Source organism: uncultured Stenotrophomonas sp. (assembly GCF_945952405.1).
Taxonomy (GTDB): domain Bacteria; phylum Pseudomonadota; class Gammaproteobacteria; order Xanthomonadales; family Xanthomonadaceae; genus Stenotrophomonas.
Genome location: NZ_CAMFIA010000015.1, coordinates 62,671 through 83,666, shown reverse-complemented (window position 1 = coordinate 83,666; position 20,996 = coordinate 62,671). Strand labels below are relative to the sequence as shown.

23 protein-coding genes are annotated in these 20,996 nt (G+C 67.0%); 5 read left to right on the top strand and 18 right to left on the bottom strand.

Features of this window, described 5'->3' with window-relative positions:
* Position 1 precedes the first annotated feature (1 nt).
* The 8 genes from Q0P60_RS15180 to grxD all read right to left on the bottom strand — a co-directional run bounded on the left by Q0P60_RS15180 (position 2) and on the right by grxD (position 9,082).
* Positions 2–523 (bottom strand): PilX N-terminal domain-containing pilus assembly protein, encoded by a 522-nt coding sequence (locus tag Q0P60_RS15180; RefSeq protein ID WP_294995185.1) that lies wholly within the window; start codon positions 521–523, stop codon positions 2–4.
* A gap of 5 nt (positions 524–528) precedes the next feature.
* On the bottom strand, positions 529–1,686 hold the full coding sequence (locus tag Q0P60_RS15175; protein ID WP_294995182.1) for a PilW family protein: 1,158 nt from the start codon (positions 1,684–1,686) through the stop codon (positions 529–531).
* 8 nt (positions 1,687–1,694) lie between these two features.
* A complete protein-coding gene (pilV, locus tag Q0P60_RS15170) occupies positions 1,695–2,192 on the bottom strand; it encodes a type IV pilus modification protein PilV (RefSeq protein ID WP_294995179.1) in 498 nt (165 codons plus the stop codon).
* Positions 2,189–2,704, bottom strand: coding sequence for a GspH/FimT family pseudopilin (locus Q0P60_RS15165; RefSeq protein WP_294995176.1), 516 nt, complete (start codon positions 2,702–2,704; stop codon positions 2,189–2,191). The genes pilV and Q0P60_RS15165 overlap by 4 nt, the downstream gene beginning before the upstream one ends.
* 161 nt (positions 2,705–2,865) lie before the next feature.
* A complete protein-coding gene (gene ppnN, locus Q0P60_RS15160) occupies positions 2,866–4,254 on the bottom strand; it encodes a nucleotide 5'-monophosphate nucleosidase PpnN (protein WP_294995173.1) in 1,389 nt (462 codons plus the stop codon).
* Positions 4,255–4,507: 253 nt separating this feature from the next.
* A complete protein-coding gene (locus Q0P60_RS15155; protein ID WP_294995170.1) occupies positions 4,508–7,756 on the bottom strand; it encodes a TonB-dependent receptor in 3,249 nt (1,082 codons plus the stop codon).
* Between the two features lie 232 nt (positions 7,757–7,988).
* Positions 7,989–8,765: an SDR family NAD(P)-dependent oxidoreductase gene (locus tag Q0P60_RS15150; protein ID WP_294995167.1), complete on the bottom strand. Its 777-nt coding sequence runs from the start codon at positions 8,763–8,765 to the stop codon at positions 7,989–7,991.
* The gene (grxD, locus tag Q0P60_RS15145) at positions 8,762–9,082 is read right to left on the bottom strand and encodes a Grx4 family monothiol glutaredoxin (RefSeq protein ID WP_294995221.1); all 321 of its coding nucleotides are present in this window, start codon (positions 9,080–9,082) and stop codon (positions 8,762–8,764) included. Before grxD ends, Q0P60_RS15150 begins: the two co-directional genes overlap by 4 nt.
* A 121-nt stretch (positions 9,083–9,203) precedes the next feature.
* On the opposite strand from grxD, the gene Q0P60_RS15140 reads away from it, so the two are divergent.
* The gene (locus Q0P60_RS15140; protein ID WP_294995163.1) at positions 9,204–9,782 is read left to right on the top strand and encodes a superoxide dismutase; all 579 of its coding nucleotides are present in this window, start codon (positions 9,204–9,206) and stop codon (positions 9,780–9,782) included.
* A 60-nt stretch (positions 9,783–9,842) separates the two neighbouring features.
* Here Q0P60_RS15140 and Q0P60_RS15135 read toward each other — a convergent pair whose 3' ends face one another.
* The 3 genes from Q0P60_RS15135 to purE all read right to left on the bottom strand — a co-directional run bounded on the left by Q0P60_RS15135 (position 9,843) and on the right by purE (position 11,945).
* Entirely contained in the window at positions 9,843–10,184 is a 342-nt protein-coding gene (locus Q0P60_RS15135) for a carboxymuconolactone decarboxylase family protein (protein ID WP_294995160.1), read from the bottom strand.
* Positions 10,185–10,296: 112 nt separating this feature from the next.
* The gene (locus Q0P60_RS15130; protein WP_294995157.1) at positions 10,297–11,445 is read right to left on the bottom strand and encodes a 5-(carboxyamino)imidazole ribonucleotide synthase; all 1,149 of its coding nucleotides are present in this window, start codon (positions 11,443–11,445) and stop codon (positions 10,297–10,299) included.
* Positions 11,442–11,945: a 5-(carboxyamino)imidazole ribonucleotide mutase gene (gene purE / locus Q0P60_RS15125; protein ID WP_294995154.1), complete on the bottom strand. Its 504-nt coding sequence runs from the start codon at positions 11,943–11,945 to the stop codon at positions 11,442–11,444. The genes Q0P60_RS15130 and purE overlap by 4 nt, the downstream gene beginning before the upstream one ends.
* A 58-nt stretch (positions 11,946–12,003) precedes the next feature.
* Here purE and Q0P60_RS15120 point away from each other — a divergent pair, with 58 nt between their 5' ends.
* From Q0P60_RS15120 to Q0P60_RS15105, 4 genes are all read left to right on the top strand, one after another.
* Complete coding sequence (locus Q0P60_RS15120; RefSeq protein ID WP_294995151.1) at positions 12,004–12,273, top strand: Trm112 family protein; 270 nt, start codon at positions 12,004–12,006, stop codon at positions 12,271–12,273.
* Positions 12,270–13,121 (top strand): carboxylating nicotinate-nucleotide diphosphorylase, encoded by an 852-nt coding sequence (gene nadC / locus Q0P60_RS15115; protein ID WP_294995148.1) that lies wholly within the window; start codon positions 12,270–12,272, stop codon positions 13,119–13,121. Before Q0P60_RS15120 ends, nadC begins: the two co-directional genes overlap by 4 nt.
* Before the next feature lie 125 nt (positions 13,122–13,246).
* On the top strand, positions 13,247–14,251 hold the full coding sequence (locus Q0P60_RS15110) for a DUF2272 domain-containing protein (protein WP_294995145.1): 1,005 nt from the start codon (positions 13,247–13,249) through the stop codon (positions 14,249–14,251).
* Between the two features lie 67 nt (positions 14,252–14,318).
* Entirely contained in the window at positions 14,319–14,669 is a 351-nt protein-coding gene (locus tag Q0P60_RS15105; RefSeq protein WP_005415950.1) for a DUF3301 domain-containing protein, read from the top strand.
* A 139-nt stretch (positions 14,670–14,808) separates the two neighbouring features.
* On the opposite strand, the gene Q0P60_RS15100 is transcribed toward Q0P60_RS15105, so the two are convergent.
* The 7 genes from Q0P60_RS15100 to Q0P60_RS15070 form a co-directional block, all read right to left on the bottom strand.
* Positions 14,809–15,261, bottom strand: a complete 453-nt coding sequence (locus tag Q0P60_RS15100; protein WP_049399914.1) for a ClpXP protease specificity-enhancing factor — start codon at positions 15,259–15,261, stop codon at positions 14,809–14,811.
* 84 nt (positions 15,262–15,345) lie between these two features.
* Positions 15,346–15,981: a glutathione S-transferase N-terminal domain-containing protein gene (locus Q0P60_RS15095; protein ID WP_294995140.1), complete on the bottom strand. Its 636-nt coding sequence runs from the start codon at positions 15,979–15,981 to the stop codon at positions 15,346–15,348.
* A gap of 134 nt (positions 15,982–16,115) precedes the next feature.
* Positions 16,116–16,865 (bottom strand): cytochrome c1, encoded by a 750-nt coding sequence (locus tag Q0P60_RS15090; RefSeq protein ID WP_294995138.1) that lies wholly within the window; start codon positions 16,863–16,865, stop codon positions 16,116–16,118.
* Positions 16,858–18,117 (bottom strand): cytochrome bc complex cytochrome b subunit, encoded by a 1,260-nt coding sequence (locus Q0P60_RS15085; protein ID WP_006429450.1) that lies wholly within the window; start codon positions 18,115–18,117, stop codon positions 16,858–16,860. The genes Q0P60_RS15090 and Q0P60_RS15085 overlap by 8 nt, the downstream gene beginning before the upstream one ends.
* On the bottom strand, positions 18,117–18,737 hold the full coding sequence (gene petA / locus Q0P60_RS15080) for a ubiquinol-cytochrome c reductase iron-sulfur subunit (protein WP_049423262.1): 621 nt from the start codon (positions 18,735–18,737) through the stop codon (positions 18,117–18,119). Before petA ends, Q0P60_RS15085 begins: the two co-directional genes overlap by 1 nt.
* Positions 18,738–19,060: 323 nt before the next feature.
* The gene (locus Q0P60_RS15075; protein WP_294995130.1) at positions 19,061–19,981 is read right to left on the bottom strand and encodes a lytic transglycosylase domain-containing protein; all 921 of its coding nucleotides are present in this window, start codon (positions 19,979–19,981) and stop codon (positions 19,061–19,063) included.
* Between the two features lie 46 nt (positions 19,982–20,027).
* Positions 20,028–20,996 (bottom strand): WYL domain-containing protein, encoded by a 969-nt coding sequence (locus tag Q0P60_RS15070; protein WP_294995127.1) that lies wholly within the window; start codon positions 20,994–20,996, stop codon positions 20,028–20,030.

Genomic DNA, 20,996 nt, shown 5'->3' with positions numbered 1-20,996 from the left:
CTCACAGCTTGAATACGGTGTCGATCGCCGAGCGCGAGGTCGCGTCGGCGGCCGTGTCGCTGGCATACGTCGTGATCTGGTAGACCGGCGTGGCCGTCTCCAGCGGTTTGCCCATGTCCAGCGCCCCCTCCCCCTGGATGCAGCCCTGGATCTGCCGGACCTTCACGGCCGGCTTGCTGCCCAGCTTGGTCTTGGCCACCCAGTCGGACGGATCGAAGCCATCGTCACAGCGCTGGTCGATGTCGGCCGACCCCACCACCGGGTTGTCACCGGCCGACTGCCGGTTGGCGATCTTCTCGACCGCGTTCTCGGCACTGCGGGCGGCGCCCTCGGCGTTCTGGAAGGCCAGGCTTCCGGCGCGGTAGCCGGATGCCATGCGCTCCTGCATGCCGGCGACCTGCATGCCGATCACCCCGAGCAGGGCCAGCAGGATCAACAGGATCAGCGCGATGTACAGCACCGCGCCGCGCTGGCCGGCTGGAGCGGAGAAGGTGCGGCGGGAGGATCGAAGGGAAGGACGCATGGTCGTCAGTTTCCGAACAGGCGGTTGCGCAACGCAACGGAGACTTCATAGGCGCCGCGGTGGCGCTGGTCATAGGGTTTGCCAGGCGCGATGGTGACCCCGAGCACGCCCATATAGGTGTCGGCGCTGCCCGCCGCTTCGGCCGATGCCCGCTGCGGGCTCCTGGCCAGCAGGCCGACCTGCACCATGCCGACCCGGCGCCACGCCGCGGTGGCCGTCGCATCGGTGGCGGTACTGACATTGCTGGCCACGCGCTGATCGACGATGCGCCCGGTCGGCGGCGTGGCCAGGGCGATGTCGGTGGTCGCATCCAGGCCATACAGCAGCTGCATGTTCTCGATGCCTTCAACCAGCTCCTCGCCGTCCACGTAGGCGCCCGCACCGTTGGCGCGCGCCCGGTACAGCGCCGGTTCGTTGTTGCTGTTGGCCGCGATGTAGTACACCAGGCCATCGGCGCGATACAGCATGGTCATCGCGTTGTTGACCGAGTAGCCACTCAGGTCGACCTTGTCGACCTTCACGGTGGAACCGCTGATGGCGCCGGTGAATACATCGGCACGCGTGCAATCAGCCAGCGCGAACACGGTCGGGGTGCCGGCGGCGTTGGCCTTGAGCCGCGCCATGCCATCACTGGAGACGGTCAGCGTGGTCGCCGTGCCGTCCACGCTCGCACCGGTGACGACCGCGCCTTCCGGGCTGAGCAGGCGCAGCACCAGGATGTCGCTGCCGGGCAGCGGCTTCGGCTTCAGGTTGGCGATGCTCTTCGGAACCGAGCCGGCCGCGCTCCAGGCCTTGCCCAGCGTCAGCGTATCGGTCGGCGCCGTGCCGGCCGCCTCGTAGCCCTGGATCGGCACCGTGAAGTCCAGCGGATCACCACTGCCGGAGGCCACGCCCAGGTTGTAGCGCACATCACCGGTGTTCTTGACCACGTGCGCCTGGTCGTTCACGCAGCCGAAGTGGCCGGCCATGCGCAGGTCGCGCTGCAGGAAATCGAGGGCGAAGCGGGCATTTTCCTGCGTTCGCGCGGCACCTTCGGACAGCCGCGAGGCGGCGCGGGAGGCAATGAAGATCTGGGTGATGCCCAGCAGCAGCACCAGGCCGATGACCATGGCGATCATCAGTTCGATCAGCGACAGGCCGCGGGCTCGCGAGAAGGGACTCATGGGCGCATTCACAGGAAGGTGGTCAGGCCGAAGGTGGTCAGGCTGTCGGGATTCTTGGGATCCCAACGCTGGTCCCCCCAGCTGATCGCCACACTGACCTGGCCGGTGCTCTGGGTGAAGGTCACCTCGGCGCTGGCCTTGTCACCCAGCGTCTTGACGACTTCACATTGCCAGCGCGCAACATTGCTCTTGGGCGTCACCGCCGCCCCGGTCGGCCACGCACAGGCGCCGCGCGCGGTCACCGAACCCGCCGCGAATGAAGCACTCGAGTAGACCCCGCCGGCCAGGGTATCGGTGCGCTGTGCGCGCATCAGCTCGATCAGGTCATTGGCCAGGTTGGTGGCCTGGGTGCGGTAGTTCGCGCTCTGCACGAAGCGCACGTTGGTGGTCTGCAGCAGCGCGAAGCCCAGCAGGCCGAAGGCCAGGATCAGCACCGCGACCATGACTTCGATCAGGCTGAAGCCGCCCTGCGCGAGGCGCGGACGGGCAAGGTTGCGGCGGCTCATGCGCATGTCCCCTTGGTCACCCGGACCTGGCCGGACTGGTTGATGGTCAACGTGCTCTTGCCCTCGCCGGTCTTGCACGAACTCGGCGACAGCACCAATGACTGCTCCGCGACCGCCTTGCGCCGGCCACGGCCATCGAAGGTGATGGCGGCGTCGGTCGGCCCTGCCACGCTCAGCTGCGGATTGCCCTGCGAGAAGCGCAGCACGGTGTCGCTGCCGCCGAGCTGGCCGTCGCCGTCGAGGTCCGACCAGGCCAGCACGCCCTTGCTCCACGAGCCATCGCAGGCGGTGCCGTCGGCGCTGCCGCAGATGCCACCGCCCCGGTTGTTGCGGATGCCCTCGCTGCGCGCCAGGTTGGTCAGCGCGATCAGTTCATTGTTGGCGGTCGCCAGCCGGTTCGCGCGCGTCATGCCGCGGAAGCTGGGATAGGCGATCGACGCCAGAATCACGAAGACGGTCAGCGTGACCATCAGCTCGATCAGGGTGAAGCCTCGTTCCCGGCGCAAAGACATTGGACGCTCCCCAGCGTATTGATGGCCACGATGGGCCATCGCCCCGCCACCGGCAAGCGGCGGCAGGATGAACGGTCAATCCGGGGCGACGGGCGTCAAAGCCTTGACGACCCGCCCTCCCCACCCGGCGCCGGCGCGATCCCCATCGCGCCGGCACAGGCTCAGGCCAGCACCTGGTAGCAGGGCTGGTACTCGCCGGAGATCTTCATCCGGCGCTGCTCGACGAAGGCGCGCAGCAGTGCATCCAGGGCCTGCATCATGTCCGGGTCGCCGTGGATCTGGAACGGCCCGAACTGCTCGATGCGGCGCATGCCGTCTTCCTTCACGTTGCCGGCAACGATGCCCGAGAATGCCCGGCGCAGGTCAGCGGCCAGCGCGTGCGGCGCCCGCCCGTGGTGCAGGTCCAGCGCGGCCATCGCCTCGTGGGTCGGCACGAACGGCTGCTGGTATTCCCACGGAATCTCAATCGACCAGTTGAAGAAGAACGAATCCTTCTGCGCCAGGCGATGCTCGCGCACGCGCTTGATGCCGTTGGCCATCTTCCTGGCCACCGCCACCGGGTCGCCGATGACGATTTCGTAGCGCTCGGCTGCCGCATCACCCAGGGTCAGGCGGATGAAGCGGTCGATCTGCTCGAAGTACGGCGCGGCCACGGTCGGGCCGGTCAGGATCAGCGGGAACGGCAGGTCCTTGTTCTCCTCGCGCAGCAGGATGCCGAGCAGGTACAGGATCTCCTCGGCGGTGCCGACGCCACCGGCAAACACGATGATGCCGTGGCCGATGCGGACGAAGGCCTCGAGGCGCTTCTCAATGTCCGGCATGATCACCAGGTGGTTGACGATCGGGTTCGGCGATTCGGCGGCGATGATGCCCGGCTCGGTCAGGCCGATGTAGCGCGTCACGCTACGGCGCTGCTTGGCATGGGCGATGGTGGCGCCCTTCATCGGACCCTTCATCGCGCCCGGGCCGCAGCCGGTGCAGATGTCGAGGCCGCGCAGGCCCAGCTCGTAGCCCACCTGCTTGGTGTACAGGTATTCGTCGCGCGAGATCGAGTGGCCGCCCCAGCACACCACCAGGTTCGGATCACCCGGGTTGAGGATGCGCGCGTTGCGCAGCAGGCCGAACACCGCATTGGTGATGCCCTCGGACGACTCCAGCTCGGCCGCGTAGGCCGGGCCCATCTCGATGGCCATGTAGGCCAGGTCACGCACCACCGCAAACAGCAGCTCGGCCACGCCGCGGATGATCTCGCCGTCGACGAAGGCCATCGCCGGCGCATTGACCAGGTCGATGCGCACGCCGCGATCCTGCTGCGCCACCTGGATGTCGAAATCGGGGTACAGATCGCGCGCTGCGCGCGGATCGTCAGAGGCACTGCCGCTGGTCAGCACGGCCAGCGCGCAACGGCGCAGCAGTTCGTGCATGCCGCCGGCGGAGGCATCGCGCAGGCGCGCCACTTCGGCCCGCGACAGCACATCCAGCCCACCGCGCGGGTAGATCCGCGCATCCTGCACCGGCAGCGCACGGGCTGCTTTTTCGTTCGTGGTCATATCCAATTTTTCGCTTCCTTCAAGGTTTCCGACTGTACTGCCGCCCCCTTAAAAAACAAAACGGCCGGGAAGCCCGACCGTTGGATGTGTGCAGCCCGCGACCACCTTTTCCGGGACCGCATCGGCGGCATTGGCACCGCGCACATTTCTGGATGCTACGCCGTTGCCATGCCACCTGCAAGAACTTTCAACTGAACGGAAAACGGCCGGGTTTCCCCGGCCGTTTTCACTTACTGCTTCAGGCTCTGACGGATCAGAACTTGTACTTCACGGTCAGCTGCATCGACCAGCGCGACACGGCGGTGTTGCCCTTGTCGTTGTTGTTTTCCTGGATCGAGGAATCATCCGCACCGGTGAACGAGTAGATGTACTTGCCGGTGGCCGGATCGATACCAGCGAAGTTGCCCACGCGACGGGTGGCGTAGAAGCCGTAGTCGTCGATCAGGCCCCACTTCTTGTTGATCAGGTTGCCGACATTCATGATGTCCAGGGCCACTTCACCCTTGTGACCCTTCACGAAGCCCGGGAACTCCTGGCTGACGCGGACGTCGAAGCTGTTGACCCACTTGGCGCGGTGCGAGTTGGCCGGGACCACGCTGCCACGGTAGGCATCGAGTTCCGGGTTCTGCGCCAGCCAGTCGAAGAACTTCTGCTCCATCGTCTTGCCGCCGGTGAACAGCACGTCGCCCGGGCCCTTCGGCACGTAGAACAGGTCGTTGCCGATGGCGCTGTCGCCGTTGGCATCGTTGTAGAACACGTAGCTGTACGGACGGCCCGAGCGGCCTTCGTAGAACAGGCCGATGCGGGTGGCGTTGTCACCGAAGAAGTTGTGCTTCCACTCCAGGGTGCCGGTGAAGCGATCCTTGATGGCATAGCGCGAGTTGTACGCCACGTTCTCGTTCGCGTTCAGGATCTGGGTGTTGTTCCAGTTCGAGGTGTTCTGCGAGCTGGTCAGCGGGCTCACTTCCTTCGACTGGGTGTAGGTGTAACCCAGCGACCAGCCCCAGTTCTCGGTCAGCGGCTTGGCCAGCGAGAAGGTGGCCTGGCTGCCACGGCCCTTGTCGGTGTTGCGGAGCAGCAGCACGTCGCCGATGTTGTTCGGGCGGTTGGCACGGTTCAGTGCACCGTTGGTGCCGTTCTCCATGCCCAGGTTGTCGCCGGTGCGGCTGTCGATCTTGCTGTTGGCCGAGTTCAGGCCAGCCGGGTTCCAGTACAGCTCACGCCCGTCCTGCGCCGACACGAAGGTCGCGCCCTTGCCCTTGCCGTCGGTCAGGTCCAGACGCTCGAAGTACAGACCGTCCTTGACCTTGGTGAACAGCACTTCGGCCGAGGCCACGATGCCGTACCACGGCAGTTCGTGATCGAAGGCCAGGTTGGCCTTCCACACCGACGGCAGACGGGTGCCCGGGGCGATGATGTCGACGTTCTGGCGAGCGATGATCTTCGACGGATCCGGGATGAACGGATGGTCGGCGTCGGCGCTGAAGCCACCCGGGTTGCCGCTGACGTTGTACTCAACGTAGTTCAGGCCGGTGTTCTGGTAGGCGCCTGCCAGCCACACGTTCGGCGCTGCACCACCGAACAGGCCCACGCCACCGCGCAGCTGGGTCGGGCGATCGCTGTCGAAGGTGTAGTTGAAGCCGACACGCGGCTGCAGCAGGCTCTTGTCCACCAGCTTGGTGTTGTCGTAGCCGTAGCGTGCCTGGATATCGGTGTTGTACTTGTTCTGGCTGGTGAAGTCCGGGATGTCCAGTCGGACGCCGAACATCAGGCTCAGGTTGTAGTTGATCGCCCAGGTGTCCTGGATGAACAGGCCGGTGTTCTTCAGGTGGAACTTGGCCGGGATGTCATCCAGGCTGCCGCCCGGACGCGGCACGCGCAGCTGGTAGCCGTTGGCGGTGCCCTTCAGGAACGACGCCAGGTCGCGGAAGTCATACGCGCCGTACAGGTTACGGCCGTAGAAGTTCATCAGGTTGTTGTCGGTGTAATCGAAACCGAACTTGACGGTGTGGTCACCGACGTACCAGGTACCGGCACCGAAGGCGCTCAGTTCCTTCGACTCAACCAGGTTGGTGTGGGTGTTCTGCTCGGTACCCAGGTACAGCGAGTTGTTGCCGAAGCGCACGCGCATCTGCGGCAGGTGCGAGGCGGCGACGCGGTTGGACGAGTAGTCCTTGTGCGAGACCTTGAACTCGGTCGAGAAGTTCTCGGACCAGTCGCTGAACAGCTCACCCATCCAGGTTTCGTACTGGGTCGGCTGGGTGTACCAGAAGTCGCTCAGCGACAGCGCGCTGCTGCTGACCTGCGGGAAGCGGACCACGTCCTGCTTCATCTTGTTGTAGCGCAGGGCCGCACGGTGGTTCTCGTTGATGTTCCAGTCGAGCTTGACCGCGTACTCTTCGATGGTGGTCTTGTTGTTCAGGCCACCGACGCCGCCGACCGGGTAACCCAGGTCGCTCATGCGCTTCTGCACGGCCGAGATATCGGCGTCGCTGATGCCGCCCTTGGACGGATCCTTGTTGTACGGGCTGTCGCTCAGGCTGACGCCGCCGCCGCTGCGCTCGTACTTTTCATAGTTGGTGAAGAAGAACAGCTTGTCCTTGAGGATCGGACCGCCGAACGTCATGCCGTAGGTCTTTTCGTCCTTGAAGCCGTTGAAGTCCGACTTGTCGCCTTCCAGGCGCGAACGGACCATGTCCTTGTCGCGGTACGAGCCATACACGGTACCGTGGAATTCGTTGGTACCCGACTTGGTCACGGCGTTGATCACCGCACCGGTACCACCGGAGATGGTGGTGTCGTAGTTGGCCAGGTCGATGTTGATTTCCTGGATGGCGTCCATCGACACCGGCTGACGCTCGGTCGGCAGGTTGTTGGAGCCCAGGCCGAACGGATCGGAGGCGCTGATGCCGTCGATGCGGATGGCGTTGTAACGGGTGTTCTGACCACCGGCCGAGATCGCGCCGTCAGCCTTGCTGACCTGAGAGATGCGCGGGTCCAGGCGGATGTAGTCCTGGATGTTGCGGTTGGCCGACGGCAGCGCGTCCATCGTTTCGCGGGTCACGTTGCTGCCGGTGCCCATCTTGTTGGCGCTGAACAGATCCAGGCCGCCAGCGGTCGCAACCACGTTCACCGCGTCCAGGTTGGTCGCCGCCAGATCGCCGCTGAGGTTGGCGTTGACGGTGTTGACCTGGTTCAGGTTCAGGAAGACACCCTCTTCGGTCTTGGTGCCTTCACCGGACTTGGTGATGGTGATGGTGTACGGACCACCCACGCGCAGGCCGCGCGCATTGTATCGACCCGACGCATCGGTCGTGGCGCGCGAAACCGTGCCCGACTCGGTGTGGGTGATGGTGACTTCAGCGCCGGCCACAGGCTGGCCTGCGGCGGACATCACCTGGCCGCCGACACCGGCAGAGGTGCTCTGGGCGAAGGCGGGAGCGGCGGCGAGTGCAGCCACGAGACCAAGGGTAAGCTTGGACATCCGGAGTGGGTGGGTCATTTTTCGGTAGCCTCGATGCGAGTTGGCGATGGCGGAAAAAAAGCGCATCCAATCAGCCCTGCGGGTGGCTGGTCGGAGAGTTATCTGGGGTTCCCTACCGCTTGGCTGAAGGCAGCCATAACGGTTAACACTAGATTAACACGCTACGCCATCAATGTGACGGTTGTGCGACAAACGGCACCGGATCGCAACGCAATCGTGACGGGTTCTTCACTCCGCCTTTCTCCGGGGCTCACGCGCCGGGGTGTGCCTCGCCGGCATCCAGGATCTGCCCGCGCCAGGCAAGGCCGGCACGCGACAACAGGGTCACGGCCGCCGCTGCGGCCGCCTCCGGGCCCTGCGCGGCCGGATCCTGGTCGACCGAATAGGCCCGGGCACGCAATGCGGTACGCAACGGCCCCGGATACAGCCCACTGACCCGGACCGGGCTGCGTCCGAGTTCGTCGTGCAGGCTGCTGATCAGGCCGCGCAGGCCATGCTGGGCCACGCCGTAGCCTCCCCAATAGGCCTGCCCGACCCGCGCGGGATCATCGACGGCGAACACCAGCGCCGCATCCTCCTGCTGCCGCAACAGCGGCAGGCAGGCCTGGGCCAGCCAGGCCGGGGCGGTCAGCGTGACATGCAGCGCGCGGGCGAAGCTGGCCGGATCGGCCAGTTCGAACGGGGTCAATCCCGGGAAGTGGGCGGCACAGACCAGCAGGCCGTCCAGCCGTCCCAGCTCACGCTGCAGGGCCTGGGCCAGCTCGGCATAGTCGTCGGGACCGGCGCCCTCCAGGTCCAGCGGGTACAGCAGCGGCTCCGGACCGGCCGCCTGGACCTGGGCGTAGACACGGTCGAGGCGGCGCGGCTTGCGGCCCAACAGGACCACGGTGGCACCGGCCGCCGCCGCAGCGACCGCCGCCGCACTGCCGAGCCCGCCGCCCGCACCGGCCACCAGCACCACGCGATCCTGCAATGGGCGACCATCGAGCGCCGCGTCGGTCGCTGACGTCGATGGCCAGGCACTCATCCCTGGGTCGCCTCTTCAACGATGCGCTTGAGCTCGCCGGCTTCGAACAGCTCCAGGATGATGTCGCAGCCGCCGATCAACTCGCCGTTGATGAACAACTGCGGGAAGCTGGGCAGGTTGGAGAAGCGCGGCAGGTTGGCACGGATCTCGGGCTCCTCCAGCACGTTGACCGTGCGCAGGGCCACAGCGCCCGCTGCCATCAGCGCCTGCACGGCGCGGCTGGAAAAGCCGCACATCGGGTATTGCGGGGTGCCCTTCATGAACAGCACGAGCGGGTAACGATCGACCTCGGCCTGGATTTGCTGCATTACCGCCACAACCTCACTCCTTGCTTCGCCGGACAAACCGACCGCAGTGGTCGGCTAGACTGCCCACGGTAGCCGCCATTGTAAGCGGATGGAACCGGCTGCCGCCGCCCCTCTGGCCACGAACCCGTCCATGCCTGTCGAATTGCCTGCCCTGCCCTACCTCTCCGGCTCCCTGCAGCCGCACCTGTCCGCACAGACCCTGGAGCTGCACCACGGCCGCCATCATCGCGCCTATGTGGACGCGGTCAACGCCGGCATCCTCGGCACCGAGTGGGAAGAAGCGTCCCTGGAAGAGATCGTCCGCCATGCCCAGGGCAAGCTGTTCGATGCCGCCGCCCAGGCATGGAACCACGGCTTCTACTGGCAATGCCTGCGCCCGCGCGGCGGCGGTGAACCGCAGGGACGGCTGGGCGAGCTGGTCAAGCGCCAGTTCGGTGACGTGCAACGCCTGCGCGAGGAGTTCAACCGCACCGCACTGGGCCTGTTCGGCTCCGGCTGGGTGTGGCTGGTGCAGCATCCCGGCGGGCAGCTGGGCCTGCAGGCCACCCGCAATGCCGGCACCCCGCTGACCGGCGAGAGCACGCCACTGCTGTGCTGCGATGTCTGGGAGCACGCCTACTACACCGATTACCAGAACGATCGCGGGCGTTACCTCGACGCGTTCTGGCAGATGGTCAACTGGGAATTCGCCGAGAGCCAGCTGCGCTGAGGCGCCAGGCCCCTGGGGTTGCCGGCCAGCGGCCGGCACTACCGGAACACGGTTGAAGCGTCACGCGCTCTCGTGCGCGGCCACCGCATCCATCACCCGCGCCGAGTACACCAGCGCTGCGCCGGCATTGAGCGAGACCGCTACGCCCAGCGCCTCGGCGATCTCCTCGCGGCTGGCACCCTGCTTCAGTGCGGCGTCCACGTGCACGGTGATGCAGCCATCACAACGGGTGGTGACCGCCACCGCCAGCGCGATCAGCTCGCGGGTCCTGGCGTCGAGGTGGTTGGTCTGGGCACCGGCGTTGGCCAGCGTCGCATAGCCCTTGACCGTGTCCGGCGACAGCTTGCCGATCTCGCCGATGCGGCCCTTCAGCTCCTTGCGGTAGGCATTCCAGTCGAGCATGGGGGTGACTCCTGTGAGAGGAGCTCCACGCTACCACCGGGAATGTTGCGCCGATGCCTGCACCGGCGCGCCACAGCGTTGCATTGCCGGCCCGCGGCCGGCACTACCGGACTCAGCGGTTGCGCAGCACGTGCACCGCCGGCGCCACCTGGGCCTGGCGATCCAGCTCCAGGCCGACCTGCTCCAGCGCATCGGCCAGTGCCGCGGCATCATCATCACGCAGGGTGGCATGGCCGACCTTGCGCCCATCACGCGACTGCTTGCCGTAGTCATGCCAGTGGCCGCTGGCCTGGGCCAGCACCGGCGCCGGGTCCGGCATCGCCCCCAGCCAGTTCAGCATGCAGGCATGGCCGAGCATGCGGGTACTGCCCAGCGGCAGGCCCAGCACGGCACGCAGGTGGTTCTGGAACTGCGAGGTCTCGCTGCCTTCGATGGTCCAGTGGCCGGAGTTGTGTACCCGCGGCGCCATCTCGTTGGCCAGCAGTTCGCCATCGCGGCAGAACAGCTCCAGGGCGAACACACCCACATACTGCAGGTGCTCGGCAACGCGGCGGGCATAGCCGACCGCAGCCGCCTGCTCGGCAGCCGACAGCACGGCCGGCGCCACGCTGGCAGACAGCACGCCATCCACATGCCAGTTGCCGGTGACCGGCCAGGCCTCGAAGCTGCCATCGCGGCCGCGCACGGCGACCACGCTGACTTCGCGCTGGAAGGCGACGAAGCCTTCCAGGATCAGGCCGGTGCGCTCAACCTGCGCGCCCAGGGCCTCCCACGCGGCATCGATGTCGGCTTCGCTGCGCAGGCGGAACTGGCCCTTGCCGTCGTAACCGAGGCGGCGGGTCTTGAGGATGCACGGCAGGCCGAACTCGGCGGCCTTCGCAGCCAGCTCGTCGCGGCTGCGGATGTCGGCGAAGGCCGGCAGCGGGATGCCCAGCTGCTGGAACAGGGTCTTCTCACTCAGCCGATCCTGGGCCACGGCCAGTGCGGCCGGCGGCGGGTAGACCGGCACGCGGTCGGCCAGGAACTGCGCGCTGTCGGCGGGCACGTTCTCGAAATCGAAGGTGACCACATCGACCTTCGCGGCAAACTCCGCCAGCGCCTGGCGGTCATCGAAGGCGCCTACGGTGAGCGGCGCCAGCGGGCCGCTGCAGGCGTCGGCCGCCGGGTCGTACAGTTCGAAACGCAGCCCCAGCGGCGCACCGGCCAGGACCATCATGCGGGCGAGCTGGCCGCCGCCCAGGATGCCGACGGTCAGGCTCATTGGCGCGGGTCGTCGTGGGCCATCACGTCTTCGGTCTGGCGCGCACGGAAGGCCTGCAGCGCCTGGCCGATCGCCGGCTGGTCGCTGGCCAGCATCGCGGCGGCAAACAGCGCCGCGTTGGAGGCACCGGCGTTGCCGATGGCGAAGGTGGCAACCGGGATGCCGGCCGGCATCTGCACGATCGACAGCAGCGAGTCCATGCCGTTGAGCGCCTTGGACTGCACCGGCACGCCGAGCACCGGCACCGCGGTCTTGGCGGCGATCATGCCCGGCAGATGAGCGGCCCCGCCGGCACCGGCGATGATCGCGCGCAGGCCACGCAGGCCCGCCTGCTCGGCGTAACTGAACAACACATCCGGCGTCCGATGCGCGGACACCACCTTCACTTCGAACGGAACACCCAGGGCTTCAAGCTTCTGGGCGGCGTGCTGCATGGTTTCCCAGTCGGAACGGGAACCCATGACGATGCCGACAAGCGGCGCGATCGGGTTGGGGGTCATTGGCCGTCACCTGCCTTAAAGACGTATTCTAGCCATCTTCCACGCAAGACGAAGAACCATGGATCGCAAGCTGCTCGACCTGCTGGTGTCGCCGGACACCCGCCAGCCCCTGTCCCTGCTGGATGGCAAGGGCCTGGAAGCCCTCAACAAGGCCATTTCCGCCGGCACGGTGAACAAGGCCGATGGCAACCCGCTGGCGCAGCCGCTGCGCGAAGCGCTGGTCACCCGTGACCGCAGGCAGGTGTTCCGCGTCGACGATGGCATCCCGGTGCTGCTGGCCGAGGAAGCCATCCCGACCGCGCAGATCGCCGACTTCCCGGCCGCATGAGCGCGCTGCCGACGCCGGATGCGGCCCTGGTCGCCGCCGATGTCGCGCGTGCGCTGGCCGAGGACCTCGGCAGCGGCGACGTCACCGCGGCCCTGCTGCCCGACCAGGCCGACAGCGCCTACCTGCTGTGCAAGCAGGATGGGGTGATCGCCGGCCGGCCGTGGTTCGACGCTACCCACCGCGCACTCGATCCCGATGTGCGCATCGAATGGCACGTATCCGAGGGCGACGTGGTCACCGCGGGTACCGTGCTGGCCCTGCTGCATGGGCGCAGCCGCAGCCTGGTCAGCGCCGAGCGCACCTCGCTCAACTTCCTGCAGACGCTGTCGGGTACGGCCACCACCACCGCCCGCTACGTGGCGACCGTGGCCGGCACCGGCACGCGCATCCTCGATACCCGCAAGACCCTGCCCGGCCTGCGCCTGGCACAGAAGTACGCGGTGCGCTGCGGCGGCGGCGAGAACCATCGCTTCGGGCTGTATGACACGGTGATGCTGAAAGAGAACCACATCCGCGCCGCCGGTTCGCTGGCCGCGGCCGTGGCCGCCGCGCGCCGGCAGTGGCCCGCGCTGCCGCTGGTGGTGGAGGTCGAAGACCTGGACCAGTTGCGCCAGGCCCTCGAAGCAGGCTGCGAACGCATCCTGCTGGATGACTTCAGTCCTGACCTGCGCCGGGAGGCGGTGCGCATCACCGCCGGCCGCATTCCGCTGGAAGTCTCCGGCAGCGTCGGCCTTGGCGGCCTGCGCTCGATCGCCGAAGACGGCGTGGACTATGTCTCGATCGGCGGCCTGACCAAGCACGTGCAGGCCATCGACCTGTCGCTGAAGCTGGGCCCGCCGCCGCGCTGAGGCGCGCGGGACCTCGGGCTGGGGTCAGATCCCTTCTCCGGAGGAAAAGGGATCTGACCCCAGCCTCACACCCAGCGTTCACGACGGCACTGCGACGCTGCGGCCATCCCCCACAGGAGCCGCGCATGCGCCGGATGCTCTTGCCTGCCTGCCTGCTGCTGGCGGCCACACCGCTGTCCGCAGCGGCTGCCGAAGCCTGCGATGTACCGCCCCGCTTCGGCCTGAGCCCGTTGGCGGTGGCCATCCGCAACACCGCCTGCAACGAACACCGCCTGTGGTTCCGTCCCTTCATCGATCGCGATGGCCGCGCCGCCAGCCTCAGTGTCACCGAAGCCGAAAGCGATCATCTGGCCGACAACGGGCTGATCGCATGGCAGCGCGTGGCCGGCTACTGGCGCGACAGCGGAACGCTCAATGCGATGGGCAGCATCGCCGGCGCCAGCAGCTGCCTGGCACCACTGGGCACGCGCTATACCGACAGCGACTGCCGCGCCTTCCTGGTCGACAACCCGTGGTCGGCCGCGTTCATTTCCTGGGTGATGGTGCGTGCCGGTGTTCCCGGCTTCAACACCTCGCCACGCCACATCGACTACATCCGCGCCGCGTACCAGGCGGGCCCCTCCGGCGTGCCATACCGGCTGGTCGATCCCGCCAGCGCCAAACCGGCCCCTGGCGACCTGCTGTGCTTCCTGCGCGACCGCAGCACCACGCTCAGCTACAGCGGGCTGGTGCAGGCGCTGGGCAACGGCTCGGTCGGCCACTGGAAATCCCATTGCGAGGTGGTGGTGGCGGCCAATCTCGGCGGTGACCAGACCCTGTACCTGGTCGGCGGCAACGTGATGAACACCGTGGCCATGCGACTGCTGCCGCTGGACCGCACCGGAATGATCCAGCTGCCGGCCGCCCGCGAGCGCAACAGCACCGGCATCGATCCCAGCTGCACCCCCGGCCGCGAGGACGAGTGCAGCTTCAACCGCCAGGACTGGGCGGCGCTGCTGCAGCTGACCGCCACCGCGCCACGGGTGATGCCCCCGCCTACCGCAACGCCGATGCTGCAGCCGTCACCGGTACCACCGCCGGTGCTCGCGCCTGCGCCGCCGGTCTCCAGCGGACCGCCGCCGGGACGGTGAATGCAGCGCTTGATCCGGCGCGTGTTCACCGCCATCTTTGCCGGATCGACCTCTGATGCCTGACGCCATGCCCACCCTGCTGCTGTTGCTGATTGCCGGCGGAATCATCTATTTCTTCTGGAACGCGGCGCGTTCGGCCGCCGAGCGCGCGGTCGAGCTGGGCCGCAACGCCTGCCGCGCGGCCGATGTGCAGTGGCTGGACCAGGCCGTACACGCCACCGGCCTGCGCCTGTCGCGCGGCGAGGATGGTCGGCTGGGCTTCGAGCGCACCTTCAAGTTCGAGTACTCCTACGATGGCATCGACCGCCACGTCGGCCGCATGGTGCTGCGCGGCGACCAGCTGATTTCCTTCACCGGCCCCGGCGCGGCGCGGATCAGCCAGATCCGTCCGGATGTAGAGGATGCTGAGGACGTGTAAGTTGTGGCGGTTTCAAGTGCCGACCAACGGTCGGCACCCACCACAACAAGGTCCGGCCAACGGTCGGCACCCACCGGAACAAGGTCTGGCCAACGCGGGCAAAGAAAAACGCCGCCCTTGCGGGGCGGCGTTGGGAACATCATTTGACCACGCGCAGGTTCGGGCGGCCCTTCGGCGGCGGGCTGGCCGGTGGCGTATCGTCCGGCGGCGTGCCTTCATCGTGCAGCAGCTCATCGCTGGTCGGGGCGGTCTCGCTGCCCGGAATGTCATCCGGCAGCGCCATGCCCTGCCCGGTCTCGCGGGCGTAGACAGCCAGCACGGCACTGATCGGCACCTGCACCGGGTAGCTGGTGCCGGAGAACCGCGCCGAGAAGCTCACCATTTCATTGTCGATCATCAACCGTACGACGGCACGTTCGGCGATGTTGAGCACAACCCGGCCATCCTTGACCGCCGAAGGCGGGACCTGCACGCCGGGAACGCCGGCGTCGACCAGGATGTGCGGGGTCAGCTGGTTGTCGTTGATCCATTCCACCAGCGCCCGCAACAGGTACGGGCGGTGGCTGGTCATGTGGAAGAAGTCTTCGGTCATGCGTGAAGTGTACGCGCCCGGCGCCCCGCCGGGGCGGATCGCCCGCACGCCGGTCGGCGTGCAGACGGGTAGCACAGGGCCGGATCAGACCGGCAGATCGCGCAGTTTCTTTTCCTGGTCGGTCAGGCTGCGGACGAAACCAGGGTGGCGGAAGATGCGGTTGCCGTAGTCCTCGATGGCCTTGCTGTCCTTCGGCAGCGGCACGTCCAGCGACTGCAGCCGCCAGATGATCGGCGCCATCGCGCAGTCGGCCAGGCTCATTTCCGGGTTGAGGAAGAACTTGCTGGCCTTGAACAACGGCAGCGAGGCGGTCAACAGTTCCTTCAGGCGCTTGCGCCCGGCCTCGGCCTGGGTCTTGTTGCCGAGCTGGATGGCCTGCACCTGCGGCACCCAGTCGTGCTCGATACGCAGCATGGCCAGGCGGATGCGCGCACGCGACAGCGGATCGACCGGCATCAGCGGCGGATGCGGGTAGCGCTCGTCCAGATACTCGCTGACCACCGAAGCGGCGTACAGCACCAGCTCGCGCTCGACCAGGGTCGGCACCGAATGGTACGGATTGAGGTCGATCAGGTCTTCAGGCGGGTTCTGCGGATCGACCGGAACGAAGTCGAAGGTGACCCCCTTGGCCGCCAGCACCAGGCGTACACGGTGGCACAGCACATCGTCGTTCGAGGAAAACAGCGTCAGTGTATTGCGCATGCGTACGCTCGCCGCCATCAAAGGCTCTCCCGCGACAGGAGACCGCCTGCCGCATCGGCGCCGCCGGCACCGTGCCAGCGATCGACTCCTCCCCGAGTGTGCAACCGACCATCACAAAAGCCAATAGGCCCGTGCGATGGCCGGCGGCAGAATCAGTGAACGTCCTTCCAGTATTCCTTCTTCAGCAGGTACAGCAGGAAGGTCAGCAGGGCCAGGAACAGGATCACCCACACGCCCAGCTGCTGGCGCTTGAGCGCGGCCGGTTCGCCGGCATACTCGAGGAAGTTGGTGATGTCACGCACGGCCTGGTCGTACTGGCCGGCGTCGACCGAACCGGGCGTTTCGATCTTCAGCCCGGTCACCGGCGGATCCATCCCCGGCGCTTCCGGCTTGCCGTGCACGGCATGCTGCAGGCCCTGCATTTCCCACAGCGGGTTGGGCATGGAGGCGTTGGCGAACAGCGCATTGTTCCAGCCCAGCGGCCGGCTGCTGTCCAGGTAGAACGACTTGAGGTAGGTGTAGACCCAGTCGCTGCCGCGCACCCGCGCGATCAGGCTGAGGTCGGGCGGCATCTTGCCGAACCACTTCTCGGCGTTCTCCTTGGGCATCGCCACCGGGATCGGGTCGCCGATCGCCGAACCGGTGAAGTTGAGGTTGTTCATCACCTCTTCCTCGGTCAGGCCCAGGTCCTGCGCCATCCGCGAATAGCGCAGGTACTTCAGCGCATGGCAGCCGGAGCAGTAGTTCATGTACAGCTGCGCGCCGCGCTGCAGCGACGCGCGGTCACCGAGGTCGTTGCCGGCCTGCAGCAGCTTGGTGCCGCCTTCGGCGGCGGAGGCCAGGAAACTGCCCAGCATCAGGGTGGCCGCCAGGGCCAGCCGGACCATCCAGCGCTCAGTCATGCGTGGTCACCCTCTCCGGTACCGGCTTGGTCTTGTCCAGCCTTGTCCATAGCGGCATGGTGATGAAGAACGCGAAGTACAGGAAGGTCAGCACCCGGCCGATGTAGGTCTCGTGCACATCGGTACCGGGGCCGGAGCCGATCACGCCGAGCCAGACGAAGCACACCGCCAGCACGCCCAGCATCACCTTCGAGATCCAGCCGCGGTAGCGCACCGACTTCACCCGCGCCTTGTCCAGCCACGGCACCAGGAACAGGATCGCGATGGCCGAGAACATCACCAGCACGCCGCCCAGCTTGTTCGGCACCACGCGCAGCATCGCGTAGTACGGCGTGTAGTACCAGACCGGCTTGATGTGTTCCGGGGTCACCAGGCGGTTGGCCTCGGTGAAGTTGTCATGCTCCAGGAACAGGCCGCCGAAACCGGGGGCGAAGAAGATGATGAAAGCGGCGATGATCAGCAGGAAGCCGGCGCCGACGCCATCCTTCAGCGTGTAGTACGGGTGGAACGGAATGCCGTCGGCCGGTGCGTTCGGCGACCAGCGGTTGCCCTTCGGCCCCTTCTTGATCTCCACGCCATCGGGATTGTTCGAACCCACTTCGTGCAGCGCGCCCAGGTGCAGCACCACCAGCAGCAGCAGCACCAGTGGCAGTGCGATGACGTGCAGCGCGAAGAAGCGGTTGAGCGTGGCATCACTGGGCAGGTAGTCGCCCATGATCCATTCGGTCAGGCCGTTGCCGATCACCGGTATCGCGCCGAACAGCGAAATGATCACCTTGGCGCCCCAGAACGACATCTGGCCCCAGGGCAGCACGTAGCCCATGAAGGCTTCGGCCATCAGCACCAGGTAGATCAGCATGCCGAGGATCCACACCAGCTCGCGCGGCTTCTGGTAGCTGCCGTACAGCAGGCCGCGGAACATGTGCAGGTAGACCACGATGAAGAACAGCGAGGCACCCGTGGAGTGCATGTAGCGGATCAGCCAGCCCCATTCGACATCACGCATGATGTATTCGATGGAGCCGAACGCCTCGGCGGCGTTGGTCTTGTAGTGCATCGTCAGGAAGATGCCGGTGACGATCTGGTTGACCAGCACCAGCAATGCCAGCGAACCGAAGTAGTACCAGATGTTGAAGTTCTTCGGCGCGTAGTACTCGCTGACGTGCTTGCGATAGACCGGCATCAGCCCCGGCGCGCGGGCGTTGACCCAGTCGGCGACGCCGCTGGCGGTACGGCTGAGGATATTGGCCATCAGGCAGCCCCCTGCGGATCGACACCGATGATGATGGTGTTGTCATCCTGGTAGTGGTGCGCGGGCACCTTCAGGTTGATGGGCGCCGGCACGTCCTTGAAGACGCGGCCGGACATGTCGAAGCGCGACTTGTGGCAGGGGCAGAAGTAACCGCCCTTCCACTGCGGGTCATAGGGTTCGGGCCGGATCTCGGCAACCATTTCCGGCGAGCAGCCCAGGTGCGTGCACAGCCCGACCAGCACGGAGATCTCCGGCTTGATCGAGCGCAGCTCGGGATTCTGCTTCAGCACGTACTCCGGCTGCTGGTCCTTCTCGCCGGACTCGGGGTCCTTGAGGCGGCCATCCAGCCCGTGCAGTGCATCGAGGATTGCCTTGGACCGCTTGACGATCCAGATCGGCTGGCCACGCCATTCCACGATCAGGCGTTGGCCTTCCTGCAGGGCGCTGATGTCGGCCACCACCGGTGCGCCGGCAAGCTTGGCGCGGGCACTGGGGTTCCAGGATTTTATGAAGGGAACTGCGGTGAATCCGACGCCGACGGCGCCCACCACGGCTGTGGTGGCAGAAAGAAAACGCCGACGTCCGGTGTTGACTGGATCGTGTACCCCATCGTTGGCCATCCGGCACTCCGATATTGATTAGGTAGCTTTAAGGCTGCCAGCGGATCCGGTGGGGGCCAGAGCCGCATTGAATCATGGGCGAGTGTAGCGGAACCGTCGCGCGCCACACAACGCATTGCAACAACTCTTTCAATCAGTGGTTGTGCCGACCAACGGTCGGCACCTACCGTCGCCTGGCAGATGTACCGACCAACGGTCGGCACCTACCGTTGCGTGGCAGATGTGCCGACCAACGGCCGGCACCTACCTTCGCCTGGCAGATGTGCCGACCAACGGTCGGCACCTACCGTTGCCTGGTAGATGTGCCGACCAAGGGTCGGCACCTACTGGTGGCTCAGGGCGCTGCGGTAACGCTCGGCCAGCTGCCCGACCCGGCGTACGTAGTACTGGGTCTCGCTGTAGGGCGGTACGCCACCGTGGCGGTCGACCGCGCCTTCACCGGCGTTGTAGCCGGCTGCGGCCAGGGTCAGGTCACCATTGAAGCGCTTCAGCAACCACGCAAGATACTGCACGCCGCCCCGGATGTTCTGGCCGGCGTCATACGAATCACTGACCCCGAAGCGGGCGGCGGTCGGCGGCATCAGCTGCATCAGGCCCTGCGCACCGGCGCGGCTGAGCGCGGTCGGATTGTAGGCCGACTCGGCATGGATGATCGCGCGCACCACCGCCTCGTCCACGCCGAACTCGCGCGCAGCCGAAGTGATCTCGCTCTGGAAAGCCGTGGTGTTCAGCCGCACCGTGCCGAAGTCCACGCGTGGATTGACCCCGCAGGCGTAGCAGCGCTCCATGAAGCTGTAGCGGATGGTGCGCACCGGGCCGAGGTTGGCCAGCTGGGTCGGGCGCGCACTGGTGTAGTGGCGCACGCCATCCTTCATGAAGGAATAGACCTGACCGCTGACCATGCGCCCGGCACGCGGGGTGGCCGCAGGCGCGGCAGCGGCGACCGGCAGCGACGCGGAGGCGGGAGCGGCCGGCGCCACGGCACTGGCTGCCACCGCCACCGGGTTGCGTTCGATGCTGGCCACGGTGGTCGGCGCCGGCTTCGGCGCGGCCACCACCGGACGCGCGGCCGGTCGGGTGTCGCGGCTGTAGCTGATGCTGCTGCAGCGGGCCCCGCTGACGCGCTTGCTGACATAACTGGTGACGCCGTCGGCGCCCTGGCACTTGTACAGGGTCCCGGCGCTGGCCGGCGCAGCGGTCAGCGCAGCGATGATGATCGCCGTTGTCCCCAGTATCCCCTTCATGGCGGCGAGTGTCCCAGCTTCGTCGGGGCTTGCCAAGCGATGCAGCTCAGCCTGTGACCGGCGCCACAGCCAGCAGCTGGCCCAGCCCGGCCAGGCGCTGCGCCAGTTCGTCGCGCAGGCCCGCCGGCGTCGTCCACAGCGCCACCGGCACCCGGTCCAGGCTGAGGATCTGCGCCAGCATCATGCCGCGGCTCTCGGCGCCCATGCGCAGCAGGCAGTGGTCGGCGCCATCGGCTTCCAGCACACCGCACCAGGGCGGGATGCGTCCTTCCAGCTCGGCATGGCTGCCGGCCAGGCGGACGATGGCCTGCAGTGCGAACGGCGCCTGGCTGACCGCCTGCCGCACCATCACGTCCGGCGGTGCGGGGGTACGCCGGCGCATGCCGGGCTCGGAGCACTCGCGTACCGCGCCCATCCGGTCCACGCGCAGGGTCCGCCAGTCCTGCCGCCCCAGGTCCCAGGCCAGCAGGTACCAGCGCCGGCCGTAATTGACCAGGTGCTGGGCCTCGACCTCGCGCTGGGTCAGCGCGTCCTGCGCACTGCGGTACTCGAAGGCCAGCCGCGAGGCCTGCCGGCAATGCTGGGCCAGCCGCCCGAGCAGGCGGGCGTCGGTGGCCGGCATTTCGGACAACGTGGCGGTGGCGGCATGCACCTCACCGGCCTGCTGGCGCCGGCGGGTCGGCACCAGCGGGTCGAGCTTGGACAGCAGGCCACGCGCCGTGTCATCGATGCCGGCCACCGTGGCCGAGGCCGCGCGCAGGGCGATGGCCAGGGTGGTCGCCTCCTCCTCGTCCAGCAGCATCGGCAGCACCGGTGCACCGGCCCCGAGCTGGTAGCCGCCGCCGACCCCGGCCGAGGCCTGCACCGGGTAGCCCAGTTCGCGCAGGCGCTCGATGTCGCGGCGGATGCTGCGCCGGTCCACTCCCATGCGCTCGGCCAGTTCCGCCCCGGACCACTGGCGGCGGGCCTGCAGCAGGGCGATCAGGCGCAGCAGTCGATGGGCGGTATGGCGCAT